The following is a 17,971-nucleotide window of genomic DNA, read 5'->3' as shown; positions in this document are numbered from 1 at the left end:
GCGCGGGTTTTTTTATGCTCGTAGCAAGGCGCCCAAATTCAGACAAGGACCTAACCCATGAGCCAGCAAGTCATTATTTTCGATACGACCTTACGTGACGGTGAACAGGCATTACAGGCAAGCCTGAGCGTTAAAGAGAAATTGCAGATTGCGCTGGCCCTGGAACGTATGGGCGTAGACGTGATGGAGGTGGGTTTCCCGGTCTCTTCTCCAGGTGATTTTGAATCCGTTCAGACCATTGCCCGCACCATCAAAAACAGCCGCGTGTGCGCCCTGGCCCGCTGCGTTGAGAAGGACATTGATGTGGCCGCTGAGTCACTGAAAGTCGCTGAAGCCTTCCGAATTCATACTTTTATTGCTACCTCACCTATGCACATCGCCACCAAGCTGCGCAGCACGCTGGATGAGGTGATTGAGCGCTCCATCTATATGGTGAAACGCGCCCGTAATTACACCGACGACGTTGAGTTCTCCTGTGAAGACGCAGGCCGTACGCCAATTGAAGATTTGGCCCGCGTGGTTGAAGCGGCGATCCGTGCCGGGGCCACCACCATCAACATCCCGGACACCGTCGGCTACACCATGCCGTTCGAGTTCTCCAACATCATTACCGGGCTGTATGAGCGTGTGCCGAACATAGATAAAGCGATCATCTCCGTACACACCCATGACGATTTGGGCCTGGCGGTAGGTAACGCCATTGCGGCCGTCCACGCCGGTGCACGTCAGGTAGAAGGTGCCATGAACGGTATCGGTGAGCGCGCGGGCAACTGTTCGCTGGAAGAAGTGATCATGGCGATCAAAGTGCGCAAAGACATCATGAATGTGCAGACCCGCATTAATCACCATGAAATCTGGCGCACCAGCCAGACCGTCAGCCAGATCTGCAACATGCCGGTCCCGGCAAACAAAGCGATTGTCGGCACCGGGGCCTTTGCCCACTCCTCCGGTATCCACCAGGACGGCGTGCTGAAGAACCGCGAAAACTACGAGATCATGACCCCGGAATCCATCGGTCTGAACCAGGTGCAGTTGAACCTGACCTCCCGCTCTGGCCGTGCCGCGGTAAAACACCGCATGGAAGAGATGGGCTACAAAGAGACCGACTACAACATGGATCATCTGTACGACGCCTTCCTGAAGCTGGCCGATAAGAAAGGTCAGGTCTTCGATTACGATCTGGAAGCGCTGGCGTTTATCAACAAACAGCAGGAAGAGCCGGAGCACTTCCGTCTGGACTACTTCAGCGTGCAGTCCGGTTCAAGCGATATCGCTACCGCCTCCGTTAAGCTGGCCTGCGGCGACGAAATCAAAGCCGAAGCCGCCAACGGCAACGGTCCGGTAGATGCCATCTACCAGGCGATTAACCGCGTCACCGAGTACGACGTTGAGCTGGTCAAATATGACCTGACGGCTAAAGGCCAGGGCAAGAACGCGCTGGGCCAGGTTGATATCGTGGTCAACTACAATGGCCGCCGCTTCCACGGCGTGGGCCTGGCGACCGATATCGTCGAATCCTCAGCCAAAGCGATGGTTCACGTCCTGAACAACATCTGGCGCGCCGCCGAAGTGGAAAAAGAGTTGCAACGCAAAGCTCAGAATAAAGAGAACAATAAGGAAACCGTGTAATGTCGAAGAATTACCATATTGCTGTGTTACCGGGCGACGGAATTGGCCCCGAGGTTATGGCACAGGCGCTGAAGGTTCTGGAAGCGATCCGCACCCGTTTTGCGATGAAAATTACCACCAGCCACTACGATGTGGGCGGTATTGCCATCGATAACCACGGCACGCCGTTGCCGCAGGCGACCGTGACCGGCTGTGAGAATGCCGACGCGGTGCTGTTTGGCTCCGTGGGTGGCCCGAAATGGGAACATCTGCCGCCGGCCGAACAGCCTGAGCGCGGCGCGCTGCTGCCGTTGCGTAAACATTTCAAGCTGTTCAGCAACCTGCGTCCGGCGAAGCTGTATCAGGGGCTGGAAGCGTTTTGCCCGCTGCGCGCGGATATCGCCGCCAACGGTTTCGACATTCTGTGCGTGCGTGAGCTGACCGGCGGCATCTACTTTGGTCAGCCGAAAGGCCGTGAAGGCAGCGGTCAGCACGAAAAAGCCTTTGATACCGAGGTCTATCACCGTTTTGAGATCGAACGTATCGCCCGTATCGCGTTCGAATCTGCCCGCAAACGCGGCCATAAAGTGACCTCAATCGATAAAGCGAACGTGCTGCAATCCTCGATCCTGTGGCGTGAGATCGTCAACGAAATCGCGCGGGAATACCCGGACGTGCAGCTGTCGCATATGTATATCGACAATGCCACCATGCAGCTGATTAAAGATCCGTCCCAGTTCGACGTGCTGCTGTGCTCCAACCTGTTCGGTGACATTCTCTCTGACGAGTGCGCGATGATCACCGGCTCGATGGGGATGTTGCCGTCCGCCAGCCTGAATGAAGAAGGGTTTGGCCTGTACGAGCCGGCAGGCGGCTCAGCACCGGATATCGCGGGCAAGAATATTGCTAACCCGATTGCACAGATCCTCTCTCTGGCGCTGTTGCTGCGCTACAGCCTGGATGCGAACGACGCGGCAACGGCAATCGAGAGCGCCATCAACCGTGCGCTGGAAGAAGGCATTCGCACCGGTGATTTGGCCCGTGGCGCTGCTGCAGTTACTACCGATGAAATGGGTGACATCATTGCCCGCTATGTCGCTGAAGGGGTGTAATCATGGCGAAGACGTTGTACGAAAAGTTGTTTGATGCGCACGTGGTCTTCGAAGCGCCGAACGAAACCCCATTGCTCTATATTGACCGTCACCTGGTTCACGAAGTGACCTCGCCGCAGGCGTTCGATGGCCTGCGCGCGCATAATCGCCCGGTGCGTCAGCCAGGCAAAACCTTTGCCACGATGGACCATAACGTCTCGACGCAGACCAAAGACATCAACGCCTCCGGTGAGATGGCGCGCATTCAGATGCAGGAGCTGATCAAAAACTGCAACGAATTTGGCGTGGAGCTGTATGACCTGAACCACCCGTATCAGGGCATTGTTCACGTAATGGGGCCAGAGCAGGGTATCACTCTGCCGGGCATGACCATCGTCTGCGGCGACTCCCATACCGCCACCCATGGCGCCTTTGGTGCGCTGGCCTTCGGGATCGGCACCTCAGAAGTGGAACACGTGCTGGCGACCCAGACCCTGAAGCAGGGCCGGGCGAAGACCATGAAGATTGAAGTTACCGGCCAGGCTGCACCGGGCATCACTGCCAAAGACATCGTGCTGGCGATCATCGGTAAAACCGGCAGCGCTGGCGGCACTGGTCACGTGGTGGAGTTCTGCGGCAGCGCGATCCAGGCCCTGAGCATGGAAGGCCGTATGACCCTGTGCAACATGGCCATTGAGATGGGCGCAAAAGCCGGTCTTGTTGCCCCGGATGAGATCACCTTCGCATATGTGAAAGATCGTCTGCATGCCCCGAAAGGCCAGCACTACGACGACGCCGTTGCGTACTGGTCGACCCTGAAAACCGACGAGGGTGCACAGTTTGACACCGTGGTGACCTTGCAGGCCGAAGCGATTGCGCCGCAGGTCACCTGGGGCACCAACCCGGGGCAGGTGATCTCCGTTAACGACAGCATTCCTGACCCGGCCTCGTTCGCCGATCCGGTTGAGCGCGCCAGTGCAGAGAAGGCGCTGGCCTATATGGGGCTGAAACCTGGCGTGCCGTTGACCGACGTAGCGATTGATAAAGTATTTATCGGCTCCTGCACCAACTCACGTATCGAAGATTTGCGTGCGGCGGCAGAAGTCGCGAAAGGCCGTAAAGTGGCCCCGGGCGTGCAGGCGCTGGTAGTGCCGGGCTCCGGTCCGGTGAAAGCGCAAGCCGAAGCCGAAGGGCTGGATAAGATTTTCATCGAAGCCGGCTTTGAATGGCGTCTGCCGGGTTGCTCCATGTGTCTGGCAATGAACAACGACCGCCTGAATCCGGGTGAACGTTGCGCCTCCACCAGCAACCGTAACTTTGAAGGTCGTCAGGGTCGCGGCGGGCGTACCCATCTGGTCAGCCCGGCGATGGCCGCAGCTGCCGCAGTGACCGGCCATTTTGCCGATATTCGCAGCCTGAAATAAGGAGACCATCATGGCAGAGAAATTTACCCAACATACTGGCCTGGTGGTCCCTCTGGACGCGGCCAACGTCGATACCGACGCTATTATTCCCAAGCAGTTTTTGCAGAAGGTCACCCGCACCGGTTTTGGTGCCCATCTGTTTAACGACTGGCGTTTCCTGGATGACAAAGGCGAAGTGCCGAATCCGGAGTTCGTGCTGAACTTCCCGGAATTCAAAGGCGCGTCGATCCTGCTGGCGCGGGAAAACTTCGGCTGCGGCTCTTCCCGCGAGCACGCCCCATGGGCCCTGACCGACTACGGTTTCAAAGTGGTGATTGCCCCGAGCTTTGCCGATATCTTCTACGGCAACAGCTTCAACAACCAGCTGCTGCCGGTGACGTTAAGCGATGAGCAGGTCGACGAGCTGTTTGCGCTGGTGCAGAGCCATCCGGGGATGACCTTTGAGGTGGATCTGGAAGCGCAGGTAGTAAAAGCCGGCGATAAAACCTATGGCTTTAACATCGATACCTTCCGTCGCCACTGCATGATCAACGGCCTGGACAGTATCGGGCTGACCCTGCAGCACGAAGAGGCGATTTCGGCCTACGAGAACAAACAGCCAGCCTTTATGAGTTAATTTAATGGCCCGCTAAGCGGGCCATTAAAAAAGGTGCCTGAGCCAACCACACACCTGGAAAGGCGGGGAAAGATCTCCCCGCCCTCGCCTTAACGTTTCACTTCACACGCTAACACTGCCGCCAGCTCTGTATGATCCTGTCGGTATCGCAGCTCACACAGCGAGTCGCGAACCATCCAGGTGAAGATCAATAACGTCATACAGATCATCAACAAACCTAACAGCAGAGTACGTTTTGGCATTCCAGCCTCCTTATTGCTTTCCAGCGATGAAGAGGCTACCCTCATAGGGTCAAGTATGTTGTGTAGGGTAGCCTCACATCAATGTTAAGTTGAGTGGGGCTTTCTTCTGTCTACCCTTGCGCAAATGCTTCAGGCAAACAGCCTCAAGCACCCACCTGAACTCTATTCGTATTCCCCCCCGCTGTCAGAATGGGCTCTCATTTCGTGAAGCCGCCTTCCAGAATTTCACTCTCTTTTACCCGCCAGGTCAGCACCAGCGCCACCAGCGAAATCGCTGCAATTACCCAGTACACCACGTAATGACCATAGCTTTGCACCAGCGCCCCCTGGATGATCCCCGCCAGAATCACCCCGGTTGAAATGCTGTTGGTAAACAGCGTAGTGGCTGAACCTGCCCGCCCCGGCATCAGATCCTGAAACCAGAGCATGCCAATCCCGGCGACAATGCCGATAAAGACCGCGTTGAACAGCTGCAGGGCAAGTAACGCTTCACGGCTGTGGAAGAGGATCAACCCCAGATAAAACAGCACGCCTGCCGCCACCGCAATCACCATCATCCGCCGTTTACCAAAGTGTTTGACGTAATAACCGGCGAGGATCATCGCCGGAATTTCCAGCCCGGCGGCGGTGCCCATTAAGATCCCGGCCAGCTTGTCCGGCAGGCCCAGATCGCTGCTGATCCACAGCGGCATGTCGATGATGTACATAGTGTTGCAGGTCCACATCAGAGTGGAGGCGATAAACAGCCTGCGGACGTTTTTGTTTTTCCAGCCGCTGACCTGGGTCACCGGTATCGCGCCTGCGGAATCCACCCGGGCAACGGAGGGCAGCGCAAAGGCGATTAACCCCAGGCTGATGGCAAAAATGGCCGCCGCAATGGAGAACATGGCGGTAAAGCCATAGTTAAGCGCCAGCATAAAGGCCAGCGGCGGGCCGATAACCCACGCCAGCGACAGCTGGGCACGCATCACCGAGCTGAACATCACCACTTCCCGCGCCGAGCTGTCGGCATATTCCCGCGCGAGGGCAAACAGCTGTGGCATGGCGGTATTGGCCAGCGAAGCCAGCAGTACGCCGCAGGTGAGTAAGGTCAGATAGTGACGGTTAAAAGCAAACAGCAGCGCATTGCCGATCGCCATCGCGCAGCAAAAGAGGATCAGCTTGCGGCGATCGCCCTGGCTGTCGGATCGTTTCGCCAGCCACAGGCTGACCAGGATCCCGGCGACGGCGTTGACGGTGTAAAAAATCCCTACCCAGAAGGGCTGGGCCCCCACCTCGCGGCTCAGGAACAGGCTCAGGGTCGGGGCCTGCAGCGCACCGGCGATGCCCATCATAAAAGCCACCATTAAAAAGGCGGCATAAACACCGTTGAGACGGCGTCCCATCGTCATTAACCAGAGCATTACCTGTTCCCTTTAGCGCAAGTGAAAACGAAAAAAGCCAGCAGATAATACCTGCTGGCGTGGTGATTCGCACCAATACTCAGTCACACATGATCGAAGCCATTCAGCGTTCCGAGGTCGACGTTGTCACCTCCCACTGCATCAGATCTTCCAGTATTTTCAGCCGCTGCTCTGCACACCGGCGGGCCAGCCAGGACATTCCCTTTGTCGCTGAGAAGTACTGTTGGTAAAACTGATTCGTGGTCGACCTCTTCATATTCACCTCCTCGCTTCATCGAAGAAGATTATTGGCCTAATATAGGGATTAATAAATTGCTGATTTTTTGTCAGGAGTTCCTCTTTTATGCCCTCTGGTCGTCTGCAACAACAATTCATCCGCCTGTGGCAGTGCTGTGACGGCCAACCCCAGGAGACCACGCTCAGCGAACTGGCCGAGCTGCTCAACTGTTCGCGCCGTCATATGCGCACCCTGCTTAATACCATGCAGCAACAGGGCTGGCTGAGCTGGGAGGCCGAAGCCGGGCGCGGCAAACGTTCCCGCCTCACCTTCCTTTACACCGGCCTCGCCCTGCAGCAGCAGCGGGCAGAAGATCTCCTCGAGCAGGATCGCATCGAGCAACTGGTGCAGCTGGTGGGTGACAAGGCCGCGGTACGCCAGATGCTGGTCTCCCACCTGGGCCGCAGCTTTCGCCAGGGCAGGCATATCCTGCGGGTGCTCTACTATCGCCCGATGAAAAACCTGTTACCGGGCAGCGCACTACGGCGCTCCGAAACCCATATGGCACGGCAGATCTTTAGTGGCCTGACGCGCATAAATGAGGAAAACGGGGAACTGGAAGCCGATATTGCCCACCACTGGCAGCAACTTTCCCCGTTGCACTGGCGCTTTTTCTTGCGGCCCGGCATCCATTTTCATCATGGACGTGAGCTGGAGATGGCCGACGTCATTGCCACCCTGCAGCGCGCCCGCGAGCTGCCCCTCTATTCACACATTACCCGGGTCCAGTCCCCCACCGCCTGGACCCTGGATATTCAGCTCTCGCAGCCCGACCGCTGGCTGCCATGGTTGCTGGGATATGTACCGTCGATGATCCTGCCGCGCGAGTGGGAATCGATGCACAACTTTGCCAGCCAGCCGGTGGGCACCGGGCCGTATGCGGTCTCCCGCAACAACAATAACCAGCTGAAGATCCGCGCCTTCGATGACTACTTTGGTTACCGGGCGCTGATTGATGAGGTCAACGTCTGGGTACTGCCGGATATCAACGAAGAGCTGAGCGTCGGCCTGACGCTGGAAGGGCCCACCGAGGGCGAGAAAGCGGTGGAGAGCCGGCTGGAAGAGGGCTGCTACTATCTGCTGTTCGACGCCCGCTCCCACCGCGGCGCCAGCGCAGAGGTGCGGCAGTGGGTAAGCCGGATCCTCTCCCCGGCGAACCTGATCTACCAGGCCGAGGAGGTATATCAATCCTACTGGTTCCCGGCGTATGGCCTGCTGCCGCGCTGGCACCACGCCCGCCCGGGACGCGGCGACAAACCGGCCGGGCTGGAGAGCCTCACCCTGACCTTCTACCGCGAACATATCGAGCACCGGGTGATCGCCCGAATGATGAGCGAGCTTCTGGCCGCCGAGCAGGTGACGTTAAACATTCAGGAAGTCAGCTATGAGGAGTGGCATCGCGGCGAGACGGTGAGCGATATCTGGCTCAACAGCGTTAACTTCACCCTGCCCCTCGACTTCTCGCTGTTCTCGCATCTGTATGAAGTCCCGCTCCTGCAGCACTGTATTCCCCGCGACTGGCAGCAGGACGCCGCCCAGTGGCGTGCGGGCGAGATGAACCTTGCCGTCTGGTGCCAGCAGCTACTGTCCCAGCAGGCGATTGTCCCGCTGATCCACCACTGGCTGATGATCCAGGGGCAGCGCAGTATGCGCGGTTTACGCATGAATACCCTGGGCTGGTTTGACTTTAAATCGGCGTGGTTTGCACCGCCGGAACCTTAACACTTTCGTAATATTCACCAAATCATTACAATACCGTCGTTCTCAACGGGGTGCTGCGCGCAAGCGTGTGCTGAGAAAATACCCGTCGAACCTGATCCGGATAACGCCGGCGAAGGGATTTGAGGCTGTCGCTCAAAATCCTTTGCCACTCTCACATACAGAGGTGCAAAGTGTTCAAAACTGTTCTTCCCCTGCTGGCGCTCATTGCGCTGCCTGCCGTTGCCAGTCCTGTCCTGACGGTCTACACCTACGACTCCTTCGCCGCCGACTGGGGCCCTGGCCCGGCGGTCAAAAAAGCCTTCGAAGCCGACTGCAACTGCGAGCTGAAATTCGTGGCGCTGGAAGATGGCGTCTCGCTGCTCAACCGCCTGCGGATGGAAGGTAAGAACAGCAAAGCCGACGTGGTGCTGGGTCTCGATAACAACCTGCTGGAAGCGGCTACGCAAACCGGGCTGTTCGCCAAAAGCGGCGTGGCAACCGATGCGGTTAAGGTTCCTGGCGGCTGGAAGAACGATACCTTTGTACCCTTCGACTATGGCTACTTCGCCTTCGTGTATGACAAAAACAAGCTGAAAAACCCGCCGAAGAGCCTGAAAGAGCTGGTTGAGAGCGACCAGAAATGGCGCGTGATCTACGAAGATCCGCGCACCAGCACCCCGGGGCTGGGTCTGCTGCTGTGGATGCAAAAAGTGTACGGGGACAAGACCCCGGAAGCCTGGCAGAAACTGGCCGCCAAAACCGTTACCGTCACCAAAGGCTGGAGCGAGGCCTACGGGCTGTTCCTGAAAGGCGAAAGCGACCTGGTGCTGAGCTATACCACCTCTCCGGCATACCACATTATTTCGGAGAAAAAAGAGAACTACGCCGCCGCTGATTTTGCCGAAGGTCACTACCTGCAGGTTGAAGTCGCCGCCCGGACCTATGCCAGCAAACAGCCGGAACTGGCGGAGAAGTTCCTGAAATTTATGGTCTCGCCGTCGTTCCAGAATACGATCCCAACCGGCAACTGGATGTACCCGGTGACTGACGTCGCTTTACCGGCCGGTTTCGACAGCCTGGTCAAACCGCAAACCGCGCTGGAATACTCTCCGCAAGAAGTGGCCGGGAAACGTGCCGCCTGGGTCAGTGAATGGCAACGCGCCGTCAGCCGCTGATCGCCGGCTGGTTACTCCCGGGGCTGATCGCCGCCATCCTGATGGTGACCGTCGCCCTGGGAGCATTTCTGGCGCTGTGGTTTAACGCGCCAGCCACCGACGTCACGGCGCTGCTGCACGACAGCTATCTGTGGCACGTCATCCGCTTCTCGTTCTGGCAGGCGTTTCTTTCCGCCCTGCTCTCCGTGGTACCCGCTATTTTCCTTGCCCGCGCCCTCTACCGGCGCCGGTTCCCCGGACGGCAGGCGCTGCTGCGCCTGTGCGCCATGACCCTGATCCTGCCGGTGCTGGTGGCGATATTCGGCATCCTCAGCGTCTACGGACGCCAGGGCTGGCTTGCCGCACTCTGTCAGGCCCTCGGGCTGGAGTGGACCTTCTCCCCTTATGGCCTGCAGGGCATCCTGCTGGCGCACATCTTTTTCAACATGCCGATGGCGACGCGGCTGCTGCTGCAGGCGCTGGAGAATATCCCTGGCGAGCAGCGCCAGCTGGCCGCTCAGCTCGGGATGCGCGGCTGGTCCTTTTTCCGCTTCGTAGAGTGGCCGTGGCTGCGCCGTCAAATTCCGCCCGTTGCCGCGCTGATCTTTATGCTCTGCTTTGCCAGCTTCGCCACCGTGCTCTCGCTGGGCGGCGGGCCGCAGGCCACCACCATTGAGCTCGCCATCTATCAGGCCCTGAGCTACGACTACGATCCGGGCCGGGCGGCGCTGCTGGCGATGGTGCAGATGGTCTGCTGCCTGGGGCTGGTGATGCTAAGCCAGCGGCTGGGTAAAGCCATCGCCGTGGGCAGTAGCCAGCTTACCGGCTGGCGCGATCCGCAGGACAGCCTGCGCAGCCGTCTGACCGATGGCCTGCTGATCACTCTCGCTCTGCTGCTGTTACTCCCGCCGCTGCTGGCGGTAGTGGTGGATGGCCTGAATCTTAACCTGCTGTCGGTGCTGCAACAGCCGGTGCTGTGGCAGGCGCTCGGCACCTCGCTGCGCATTGCCCTGGGGGCGGGGCTGCTCTGCGTGGTGCTGACCATGATGCTGCTGTGGACCAGCCGGGAGCTATATGCCCGTCAGGCAAAGGTGGCTGGGCAGGCGCTGGATCTCAGCGGGATGCTGATCCTGGCGATGCCTGGCATTGTGCTGGCGAGCGGGTTTTTCCTGCTGTTCAACAGCACTATCGGCCTGCCGGAATCCGCCGATGGCATCGTCATCTTCACCAACGCCCTGATGGCCATTCCGTATGCGCTGAAGGTGCTGGAAAACCCGATGCGCGATCTCAGCGCCCGCTACACCCTGCTCTGCGATTCGCTGGGCATGCACGGCTGGCAGCGGCTGAGGGTGGTAGAACTCCGCGCCCTGAAACGCCCCCTGGCGCAGGCGCTGGCCTTTGCCTGCGTGCTGTCGATCGGTGATTTCGGGGTGGTGGCGCTGTTTGGCAATGATGATTTCCGCACCCTGCCGTTCTGGCTGTATCAGCAGATCGGCTCGTATCGCAGCCAGGACGGTGCCGTCACGGCACTGCTGCTGTTGCTGCTGTGCTTTGCGTTATTTACCGTTATCGAAAAACTCCCGGGGCGTGATGCTAACTCTCACTGATGTAACCTGGCTTTATCAGCACCTGCCGATGCGCTTCACCCTGTCCGTGCGCCAGGGGGAATTGATCGCCGTGCTCGGCCCCAGCGGGGCGGGGAAAAGCACGTTGCTCAATCTGGTGGCCGGTTTTCTGCAACCGGCCAACGGCCAAATTACCATTGAGGGCCATGATCATACCCACACGCCGCCTGCTGCGCGCCCGGTGTCGATGCTGTTTCAGGAAAACAATCTCTTTACCCACCTGACCGTGCGCCAGAATATCGGCCTCGGCATGCATCCGGGTCTCCGGCTGAACGCCGGACAACAGCAGAAGCTGAGCGATATCGCGGCGCAAATGGGGATTGGCGATCTGCTGGAGCGGTTGCCGGGCGAGCTCTCCGGCGGCCAGCGCCAGCGCGTCGCACTGGCACGCTGTCTGGTACGCGAGCAGCCGATTCTGCTGCTGGATGAGCCCTTTTCGGCGCTCGATCCGGCATTACGTCAGGAGATGCTGCTGCTGGTCAAAGAGGTGTGTGAACGCCAGAACCTGACGATGCTGATGGTGTCCCACAGCGTGGAAGATGCGCTTAAAATCGCTCATCGGTCTGTGGTGATTGCCGATGGCCGTATCGCCTGGGACGGCGATACGGAACAGCTGGTGAGCGGCAAGGCCAGCGCATCGCGCCTGCTGGGGATCCACTGACGATAGTCAGCGGCTGACGACCTTCAATAAAATCTCACCGTAGACCGGCATCAGAGGATGGCGAACCAGGGCCACCAGCGCCACTACGGCAATCCCCAGGGTGACGGGCGCTACCCAGAATAAGCGCGCGCGCGGCAGGTAAGTGCTCAGACGATCCGCGGAGGCCGTTCCGCTGCGCCACAGCCGCCAACAGAGCCAGGCCGCCAGCCACAGCAGCAGCGCGGTTGCCAGCAGCAGCCACTTAAAGCCGCCGCTCTGCACCCCGGCAGGAATATCGATGGCCGCCCCGGCCAGAATGCCCGGCAGGAAGTAGATCGGTGGCCAGAACAGGCAACCCAGCAGGTTCGGCACGATGAACTTGGTCACCGGCAGATCCAGCATCCCCGCCACCATCGGCACCAGGGGACGCGTCGGGCCGACAAAGCGGCCCACCAGAATGGTAAACATGCTGTGCTGATGCAGGGCGTGCTCGGTTTTATCGAGCAGGGCTTTGTTCTTCTTCATGAACGACCAGCGGTGGAGCGGTTTTTTAAAGCGCCAGCCCAGCCAGAATGAGATCCAGTCCCCCAGCAGACACCCGACGATCCCCGCCAGCCACGCCTGCCAGAAGTTCACCTCGCCGCTGCCGATCAGCGCGCCGAGCCCGCTCATCATCACCGTGCCGGGTAAAATCAGTCCGACCAGCGCCAGGGATTCAAGAAAGGCCACTAACGCCACAGCGATAAGCGAGTAAGTAACGGACTGGGTAATGAAATGTTCCAGCAATGCCTGCATAACAGTTCCGGTCAGGTGGCGAAGCAGGGATTCTGCGAACAGAGGCCTGCTGCGTCAAGACAACAATTGTCTGAATAGTTTACCGGGTGTGAACGGCATTCAGCGAATATGTTTAGTTTTATTTACCTTCTATTCACAGCCTGCGCGAAATTCGCTCGGGCTGGCCCCGGTACATTTTTTAAACACCCGTGAGAAATAGAGCTGATCCTCAAAGCCGACGTTGCGTCCGACGGTAGCAATCGGCATCCGGGTGGTGCTGAGCAGCAGCTTGGCCTGGCTGATACGCTGATCCTCGCGCCAGCTCAGGACACTCACCCCCAGCTGCTGGCGGAACAGATGCGACAGACGCGACGGCGACAGGCAGACGTGCTGGGCGACGCTGGCGATATCAAACTGGCTGTCCGCCAGATGATCGCTGATGTACTGGCAGGCTTCGCGCACCCGGTGATCCAGCGGCGGGTTCAGGGATTCGTTGATCGCCTCCATCCGGCGCAGCAGGAGCTGCTCCAGCAGGTTGATCGCCAGCAGTTCGGCATAGCGCCCTCCCGCCTGTCCGGCCTCGATAATCTGGGCAAAGAGCTCACGAAACTGCGGCTGATGAACCTCATCCGGGCGATAAAAGCCGGTATGGGCAAACATCGACGGCCAGGCCAGCCACTCATGCCAGTAGGCGCGGGGGCGGAAGTAGACCCACTGGTGATACCACTCCCGGGCGTCAGGATGGCGACCGTAGTGGTGAATCTCCCCCGGCGGGAAGAGCAAAATATCCCCCGGACGGCAGACGAAGGTCCGATCGCCATTCTTGATCACCCCCTCCCCGCGCACGGTCAGGTTGAGGATATAACCCTTCATCCCCAGTGGTCGGTCAACGTAAAAATCGAGATAGCCGTCGGCCTCGATGGGCGTCAGCCCCGCCACCAGATGCGCGTTAAACGAGTAGCCCGGCAGCAGGGGATCACTTTGCGTTTCAGCCATATTGTCTGTACTCCTGACGGTCCTGAAGGAAACCATTTGTCCATATCAACAAAAGCGGCATAAAAACGGGCCAGTCAAAGAACGAAAAGGTATCAGCCCGCTTTTAGGTCCGCCATCTTAACGCTTCCGTTGCGATTTAACCGTAACATCGAGCGGGTCGGCAGTAACAAAAGTGTCTATAACCACGGCAGAAATGTCCACATCGATTATTTGCACGGCGTCACACTTTCCCATGTCACAGCAAAATCATCCATAAGATTAGCGGATCCTGCCTGACGATTTTCCCCCTCACTCTCTAATGTTCATGCATATCTGTTTTTTGATGGAGCAACACCATGGCAATTGCGATTGGCCTCGATTTTGGCAGTGACTCAGTACGCGCCCTGGCAGTGGAGTGCACAACGGGTCAGGAGATAGCGACCAGCGTTGAGTGGTACCCACGCTGGCAGGAGGGGCGCTTCTGCGATGCGCCGAACAATCAGTTCCGCCACCACCCACGCGACTACATCGAGTCGATGGAAGCGGCGATCAAAACCGTGCTGGCAGAGTTAAGCGAAGTACAGCGCAGCCAGATCGTCGGCATCGGCGTGGACAGCACCGGCTCCACCCCGGCCCCGATTGATGCCGACGGCCAGGTGCTGGCCCTGCGTCCGGAGTTTGCCGACAACCCGAACGCCATGTTCGTGCTGTGGAAAGACCATACCGCGGTGGAAGAAGCCGAAGCCATCACCCGTTTGTGCCATCAGCCCGGCAAAAGCGACTACTCCCGCTACATCGGCGGCATCTACTCCAGCGAATGGTTCTGGGCGAAGATCCTGCACGTTACCCGTGAGGATCAGCGCGTTGCCGAGGCGGCGGTATCGTGGATTGAGCTGTGCGACTGGGTTCCGGCCCTGCTCTCCGGCACCACGCGCCCGCAGGATATCCGCCGCGGCCGCTGCAGCGCCGGGCATAAATCCCTCTGGCATGAGAGCTGGGGTGGCCTGCCACCTGCCGCCTTCTTTGACGAGCTCGACCCGATCATCAACCAGAATCTCGACTACCCGCTGTTTACCGACACCTGGACCGCCGATATCCCGGTGGGCACGCTCTGCGCCGAGTGGGCAGAACGTCTGGGCCTGCCGCAGCAGGTGGCGATCTCCGGCGGCGCATTTGACTGCCATATGGGCGCGGTCGGCGCCGGTGCTCAGCCAAATACGCTGGTGAAAGTGATCGGCACCTCCACCTGCGACATTCTGACCGCCGACAAAGCCAGCGTCGGCGACCGCGCCGTGAAAGGTATCTGCGGCCAGGTGGACGGCAGCGTGGTACCTGACTTTATTGGCCTCGAGGCGGGTCAGTCCGCCTTTGGCGACATCTACGCCTGGTTTGGCAGGGTGCTTGGCTGGCCGCTGGATCAGCTGGCCGCTGCGCACCCGGAACTGAAAACCCAGATTGACGCCAGCAAGAAACAAATTCTGCCGCAGCTCACCGAAGCCTGGGCCAGGAATCCGTCGCTGGAGCATCTCCCGGTGGTGCTCGACTGGTTTAACGGTCGCCGCACGCCGAACGCCAACCAGCGTCTGAAAGGCGTTATTACCGATCTGAACCTCGCCACCGACGCCCCGGCGCTGTTCGGCGGGCTGGTGGCCGCCACCGCCTTTGGCGCACGCGCCATCATGGAGTGTTTTACCGAGCAGGGGATCGCCGTTAATGAGGTGATGGCCCTGGGCGGTATCGCCCGTAAGAACCCGGTGATCATGCAGGCCTGCTGCGACGTGCTGAACCGTCCGATGCAGATTGTCGCCTCCGATCAGTGCTGTGCCCTGGGCGCGGCGATCTTCGCCGCGGTCGCGGCGGGAGTCCATGCCGATATCCCGACGGCGCAGCAGCATATGGCGAGCCAGGTGGAAAGCATCCTGCAGCCGCGCCCACAGCAGGCGCAACGTTTTGAACAGCTTTATCAGCGCTACCAGCAGTGGGCGAAGAGCGCTGAGCAGCACTATCTCCCTGTCGCCGCCCCGGTTAAGAGCATCCCGGAATCTACGGCAACCCTGACACATTAAGGACACGATAATGACGATTTTTAATAATTATGAAGTGTGGTTTGTGATTGGTAGTCAGCATCTTTACGGGCCGGAAGCCCTGCGCCAGGTGACTCAGCACGCAGAACATGTGGTCAACGCCCTGAATGCGGAAGCAAAACTGCCGTGCAAACTGGTGCTCAAGCCGCTCGGCACCTCGCCGGATGAAATCACCCATATCTGCCGTGACGCCAACTACGACGACAAATGCGCCGGCCTGGTGGTGTGGCTGCACACCTTCTCCCCGGCCAAGATGTGGATCAACGGCCTCACCATCCTCAACAAACCGCTGCTGCAGTTCCATACCCAGTTCAACGCGGCGCTGCCGTGGGACAGCATCGACATGGACTTTATGAACCTGAACCAGACCGCGCACGGCGGCCGCGAGTTCGGCTTCATCGGCGCGCGTATGCGCCAGCAGCACGCGGTAGTGACCGGCCACTGGCAGGATAAACAGGCCCACCAGCGTATTGGCTCGTGGATGCGTCAGGCGGTATCGAAGCAGGATACCCGTCATCTGAAAGTGGCGCGCTTCGGCGATAACATGCGCGAAGTAGCGGTGACCGACGGCGATAAAGTCGCCGCGCAGATCAAATTTGGTTTCTCCGTCAATACCTGGGCGGTGGGCGATCTGGTGCAGGTCGTCAATGAAGTCAGCGATGGCGACGTCAATGCGCTGGTGGATGAATATGAAAGCAGCTACCGCCTGACGGCGGCGGCACAGGTGAATGGTGACAGACGCCAGAACGTGCTGGATGCAGCACGCATCGAGCTGGGCATGAAGCGCTTCCTCGAACAGGGCGGCTTCCATGCCTTTACCACTACCTTTGAAGATCTTCACGGCCTGAAGCAGCTCCCGGGCCTGGCGGTACAACGTCTGATGCAGCAGGGCTACGGCTTTGCCGGGGAAGGCGACTGGAAAACTGCCGCTCTGCTACGCATCATGAAAGTGATGTCGACCGGTCTGCAGGGCGGCACCTCCTTTATGGAGGACTACACCTACCACTTCGAGAACGGCAACGATCTGGTGCTGGGCTCGCACATGCTGGAAGTCTGCCCGTCGATCGCCGTGGACGAAAAACCGATCCTCGACGTTCAGCAACTCGGCATCGGCGGCAAAGCCGATCCAGCCCGTCTGATCTTCAACACCCGCACCGGCCCGGCGATTAACGCCAGCCTGATCGATCTGGGGGATCGTTTCCGCCTGCTGGTCAACTGCGTAGACGCGGTGGAAACCCCGCACGCCCTGCCGAAACTGCCGGTGGCCAACGCCCTGTGGAAAGCCCAGCCGGATCTGGCGACCGCGTCCGAAGCCTGGATCGTGGCAGGCGGTGCCCACCATACCGTCTTCAGCCATGCGCTGGATCTCAACGATATGCGTCAGTTCGCGGAGCTGCACGACATCGAGCTGACCGTGATTGATAACGACACCAGGATGCCGGCGTTCAAAGACGCCCTGCGCTGGAACGAAGTCTATTACGGTTCAAAACGTTAACAGGGGAACCTTTGGCCTGCCGCAGGGCGGGCCTTTTTTCCTGGAGGAAACATGCTGGAAGATCTCAAACGTCAGGTGCTTGAAGCCAACCTGGCCCTGCCGGAACACAATCTCGTCACCCTGACCTGGGGCAACGTCAGCGCGGTTGACCGTGACGCTGGCGTGTTCGTTATTAAACCGTCCGGCGTCGACTACCGGGTGATGACCGCCGAGGATATGGTGGTGGTCAGCATCGCTACCGGTGAAGTGGTGGAAGGAACGAAAAAGCCCTCCTCCGATACGCCGACCCATCGCCTGCTGTATCAGGCTTTCCCGTCGATCGGCGGCATCGTCCACACCCACTCCCGACACGCGACCATCTGGGCGCAGGCCGGGCAACCGATCCCGGCGACCGGCACCACCCACGCCGACTATTTCTATGGCACCATCCCCTGCACCCGCAAGATGACCGACGCCGAGATCAACGGCGAGTACGAGTGGGAAACCGGCAACGTGATCGTCGAAACCTTCGAGAAACAGGGGATCGACGCCGCGCAGATGCCGGGGGTGCTGGTTCACTCTCACGGCCCGTTCGCATGGGGCAAAAATGCCGAAGACGCGGTGCACAATGCCATCGTGCTGGAAGAGGTGGCCTATATGGGCATCTTCTGCCGCCAGCTGGCACCACAGCTGCCGGATATGCAGCAAACCCTGCTGGATAAGCATTACCTGCGTAAGCACGGCGCGAAAGCCTATTACGGTCAGTGATTGTTCCCTCTCCCCTTTGGGGAGAGGGCCAGGGTGAGGGGATACCTGTATAAAACCCCAGCAATACACCCGCAACCAGGCTATACTCACGCCTGGTTTTGTTTTATGAGAAAAC

The 17,971-nt window shown here is 59.2% G+C and carries 16 protein-coding genes and 1 riboswitch; of the genes, 11 read left to right on the top strand and 5 right to left on the bottom strand.

Features of this window, described 5'->3' with window-relative positions:
• Positions 1-57 precede the first annotated feature (57 nt).
• Genes leuA through leuD form a run of 4 tightly spaced genes read left to right on the top strand, consistent with a single transcriptional unit; the run spans position 58 to position 4,739 of the window.
• On the top strand, positions 58-1,629 hold the full coding sequence (gene leuA, locus G7090_RS03855; RefSeq protein ID WP_166181592.1) for a 2-isopropylmalate synthase: 1,572 nt from the start codon (positions 58-60) through the stop codon (positions 1,627-1,629).
• The gene (leuB, locus tag G7090_RS03850; protein WP_106994227.1) at positions 1,629-2,720 is read left to right on the top strand and encodes a 3-isopropylmalate dehydrogenase; all 1,092 of its coding nucleotides are present in this window, start codon (positions 1,629-1,631) and stop codon (positions 2,718-2,720) included. The genes leuA and leuB overlap by 1 nt, the downstream gene beginning before the upstream one ends.
• Before the next feature lie 2 nt (positions 2,721-2,722).
• Positions 2,723-4,123 carry a 3-isopropylmalate dehydratase large subunit gene (gene leuC, locus G7090_RS03845; protein ID WP_106994226.1) on the top strand — a complete coding sequence of 467 codons (1,401 nt, stop codon included), beginning with the start codon at positions 2,723-2,725 and terminating at the stop codon, positions 4,121-4,123.
• 10 nt (positions 4,124-4,133) lie between these two features.
• Complete coding sequence (leuD, locus tag G7090_RS03840) at positions 4,134-4,739, top strand: 3-isopropylmalate dehydratase small subunit (RefSeq protein ID WP_166181591.1); 606 nt, start codon at positions 4,134-4,136, stop codon at positions 4,737-4,739.
• Between the two features lie 89 nt (positions 4,740-4,828).
• Here leuD and G7090_RS03835 read toward each other — a convergent pair whose 3' ends face one another.
• The 3 genes from G7090_RS03835 to sgrT all read right to left on the bottom strand — a co-directional run bounded on the left by G7090_RS03835 (position 4,829) and on the right by sgrT (position 6,640).
• Entirely contained in the window at positions 4,829-4,981 is a 153-nt protein-coding gene (locus G7090_RS03835) for a Hok/Gef family protein (protein WP_106994224.1), read from the bottom strand.
• 197 nt (positions 4,982-5,178) lie between these two features.
• On the bottom strand, positions 5,179-6,384 hold the full coding sequence (locus G7090_RS03830; protein WP_166181590.1) for a sugar efflux transporter: 1,206 nt from the start codon (positions 6,382-6,384) through the stop codon (positions 5,179-5,181).
• A 103-nt stretch (positions 6,385-6,487) separates the two neighbouring features.
• Positions 6,488-6,640 (bottom strand): glucose uptake inhibitor SgrT, encoded by a 153-nt coding sequence (sgrT, locus tag G7090_RS03825; protein ID WP_166181589.1) that lies wholly within the window; start codon positions 6,638-6,640, stop codon positions 6,488-6,490.
• A gap of 87 nt (positions 6,641-6,727) precedes the next feature.
• On the opposite strand from sgrT, the gene sgrR reads away from it, so the two are divergent.
• The 4 genes from sgrR to thiQ all read left to right on the top strand — a co-directional run bounded on the left by sgrR (position 6,728) and on the right by thiQ (position 11,802).
• Positions 6,728-8,383 (top strand): HTH-type transcriptional regulator SgrR, encoded by a 1,656-nt coding sequence (sgrR, locus tag G7090_RS03820; protein WP_166181588.1) that lies wholly within the window; start codon positions 6,728-6,730, stop codon positions 8,381-8,383.
• 36 nt (positions 8,384-8,419) lie between these two features.
• Positions 8,420-8,519: riboswitch (TPP riboswitch) on the top strand.
• 34 nt (positions 8,520-8,553) lie between these two features.
• On the top strand, positions 8,554-9,537 hold the full coding sequence (gene thiB / locus G7090_RS03815) for a thiamine ABC transporter substrate binding subunit (protein ID WP_166181587.1): 984 nt from the start codon (positions 8,554-8,556) through the stop codon (positions 9,535-9,537).
• Positions 9,513-11,123 (top strand): thiamine/thiamine pyrophosphate ABC transporter permease ThiP, encoded by a 1,611-nt coding sequence (gene thiP / locus G7090_RS03810; RefSeq protein ID WP_166181586.1) that lies wholly within the window; start codon positions 9,513-9,515, stop codon positions 11,121-11,123. Before thiB ends, thiP begins: the two co-directional genes overlap by 25 nt.
• Positions 11,107-11,802 (top strand): thiamine ABC transporter ATP-binding protein ThiQ, encoded by a 696-nt coding sequence (thiQ, locus tag G7090_RS03805; RefSeq protein WP_166181585.1) that lies wholly within the window; start codon positions 11,107-11,109, stop codon positions 11,800-11,802. Before thiP ends, thiQ begins: the two co-directional genes overlap by 17 nt.
• Before the next feature lie 6 nt (positions 11,803-11,808).
• On the opposite strand, the gene G7090_RS03800 is transcribed toward thiQ, so the two are convergent.
• Both G7090_RS03800 and araC read right to left on the bottom strand, forming a co-directional pair.
• Positions 11,809-12,576: a DedA family protein gene (locus G7090_RS03800; protein ID WP_166181584.1), complete on the bottom strand. Its 768-nt coding sequence runs from the start codon at positions 12,574-12,576 to the stop codon at positions 11,809-11,811.
• A gap of 129 nt (positions 12,577-12,705) precedes the next feature.
• On the bottom strand, positions 12,706-13,551 hold the full coding sequence (araC, locus tag G7090_RS03795) for an arabinose operon transcriptional regulator AraC (RefSeq protein ID WP_106994216.1): 846 nt from the start codon (positions 13,549-13,551) through the stop codon (positions 12,706-12,708).
• A 335-nt stretch (positions 13,552-13,886) separates the two neighbouring features.
• Between araC and araB the strand changes: the two genes are divergently transcribed.
• Genes araB through araD form a run of 3 tightly spaced genes read left to right on the top strand, consistent with a single transcriptional unit; the run spans position 13,887 to position 17,856 of the window.
• The gene (gene araB, locus G7090_RS03790; protein WP_166181583.1) at positions 13,887-15,596 is read left to right on the top strand and encodes a ribulokinase; all 1,710 of its coding nucleotides are present in this window, start codon (positions 13,887-13,889) and stop codon (positions 15,594-15,596) included.
• Positions 15,597-15,606: 10 nt separating this feature from the next.
• Entirely contained in the window at positions 15,607-17,109 is a 1,503-nt protein-coding gene (gene araA / locus G7090_RS03785; protein WP_106994214.1) for an L-arabinose isomerase, read from the top strand.
• A 51-nt stretch (positions 17,110-17,160) separates the two neighbouring features.
• Positions 17,161-17,856 (top strand): L-ribulose-5-phosphate 4-epimerase, encoded by a 696-nt coding sequence (araD, locus tag G7090_RS03780; RefSeq protein WP_166181582.1) that lies wholly within the window; start codon positions 17,161-17,163, stop codon positions 17,854-17,856.
• Positions 17,857-17,971: the final 115 nt, after the last annotated feature.

The sequence above is a fragment of the Leclercia sp. 29361 genome, from assembly GCF_011290365.1.
Lineage (GTDB): Bacteria > Pseudomonadota > Gammaproteobacteria > Enterobacterales > Enterobacteriaceae > Enterobacter > Enterobacter tamurae.
The sequence above is the reverse complement of the archived record's forward strand: the minus strand, read 5'-3'. Positions and strand labels throughout refer to the sequence as shown.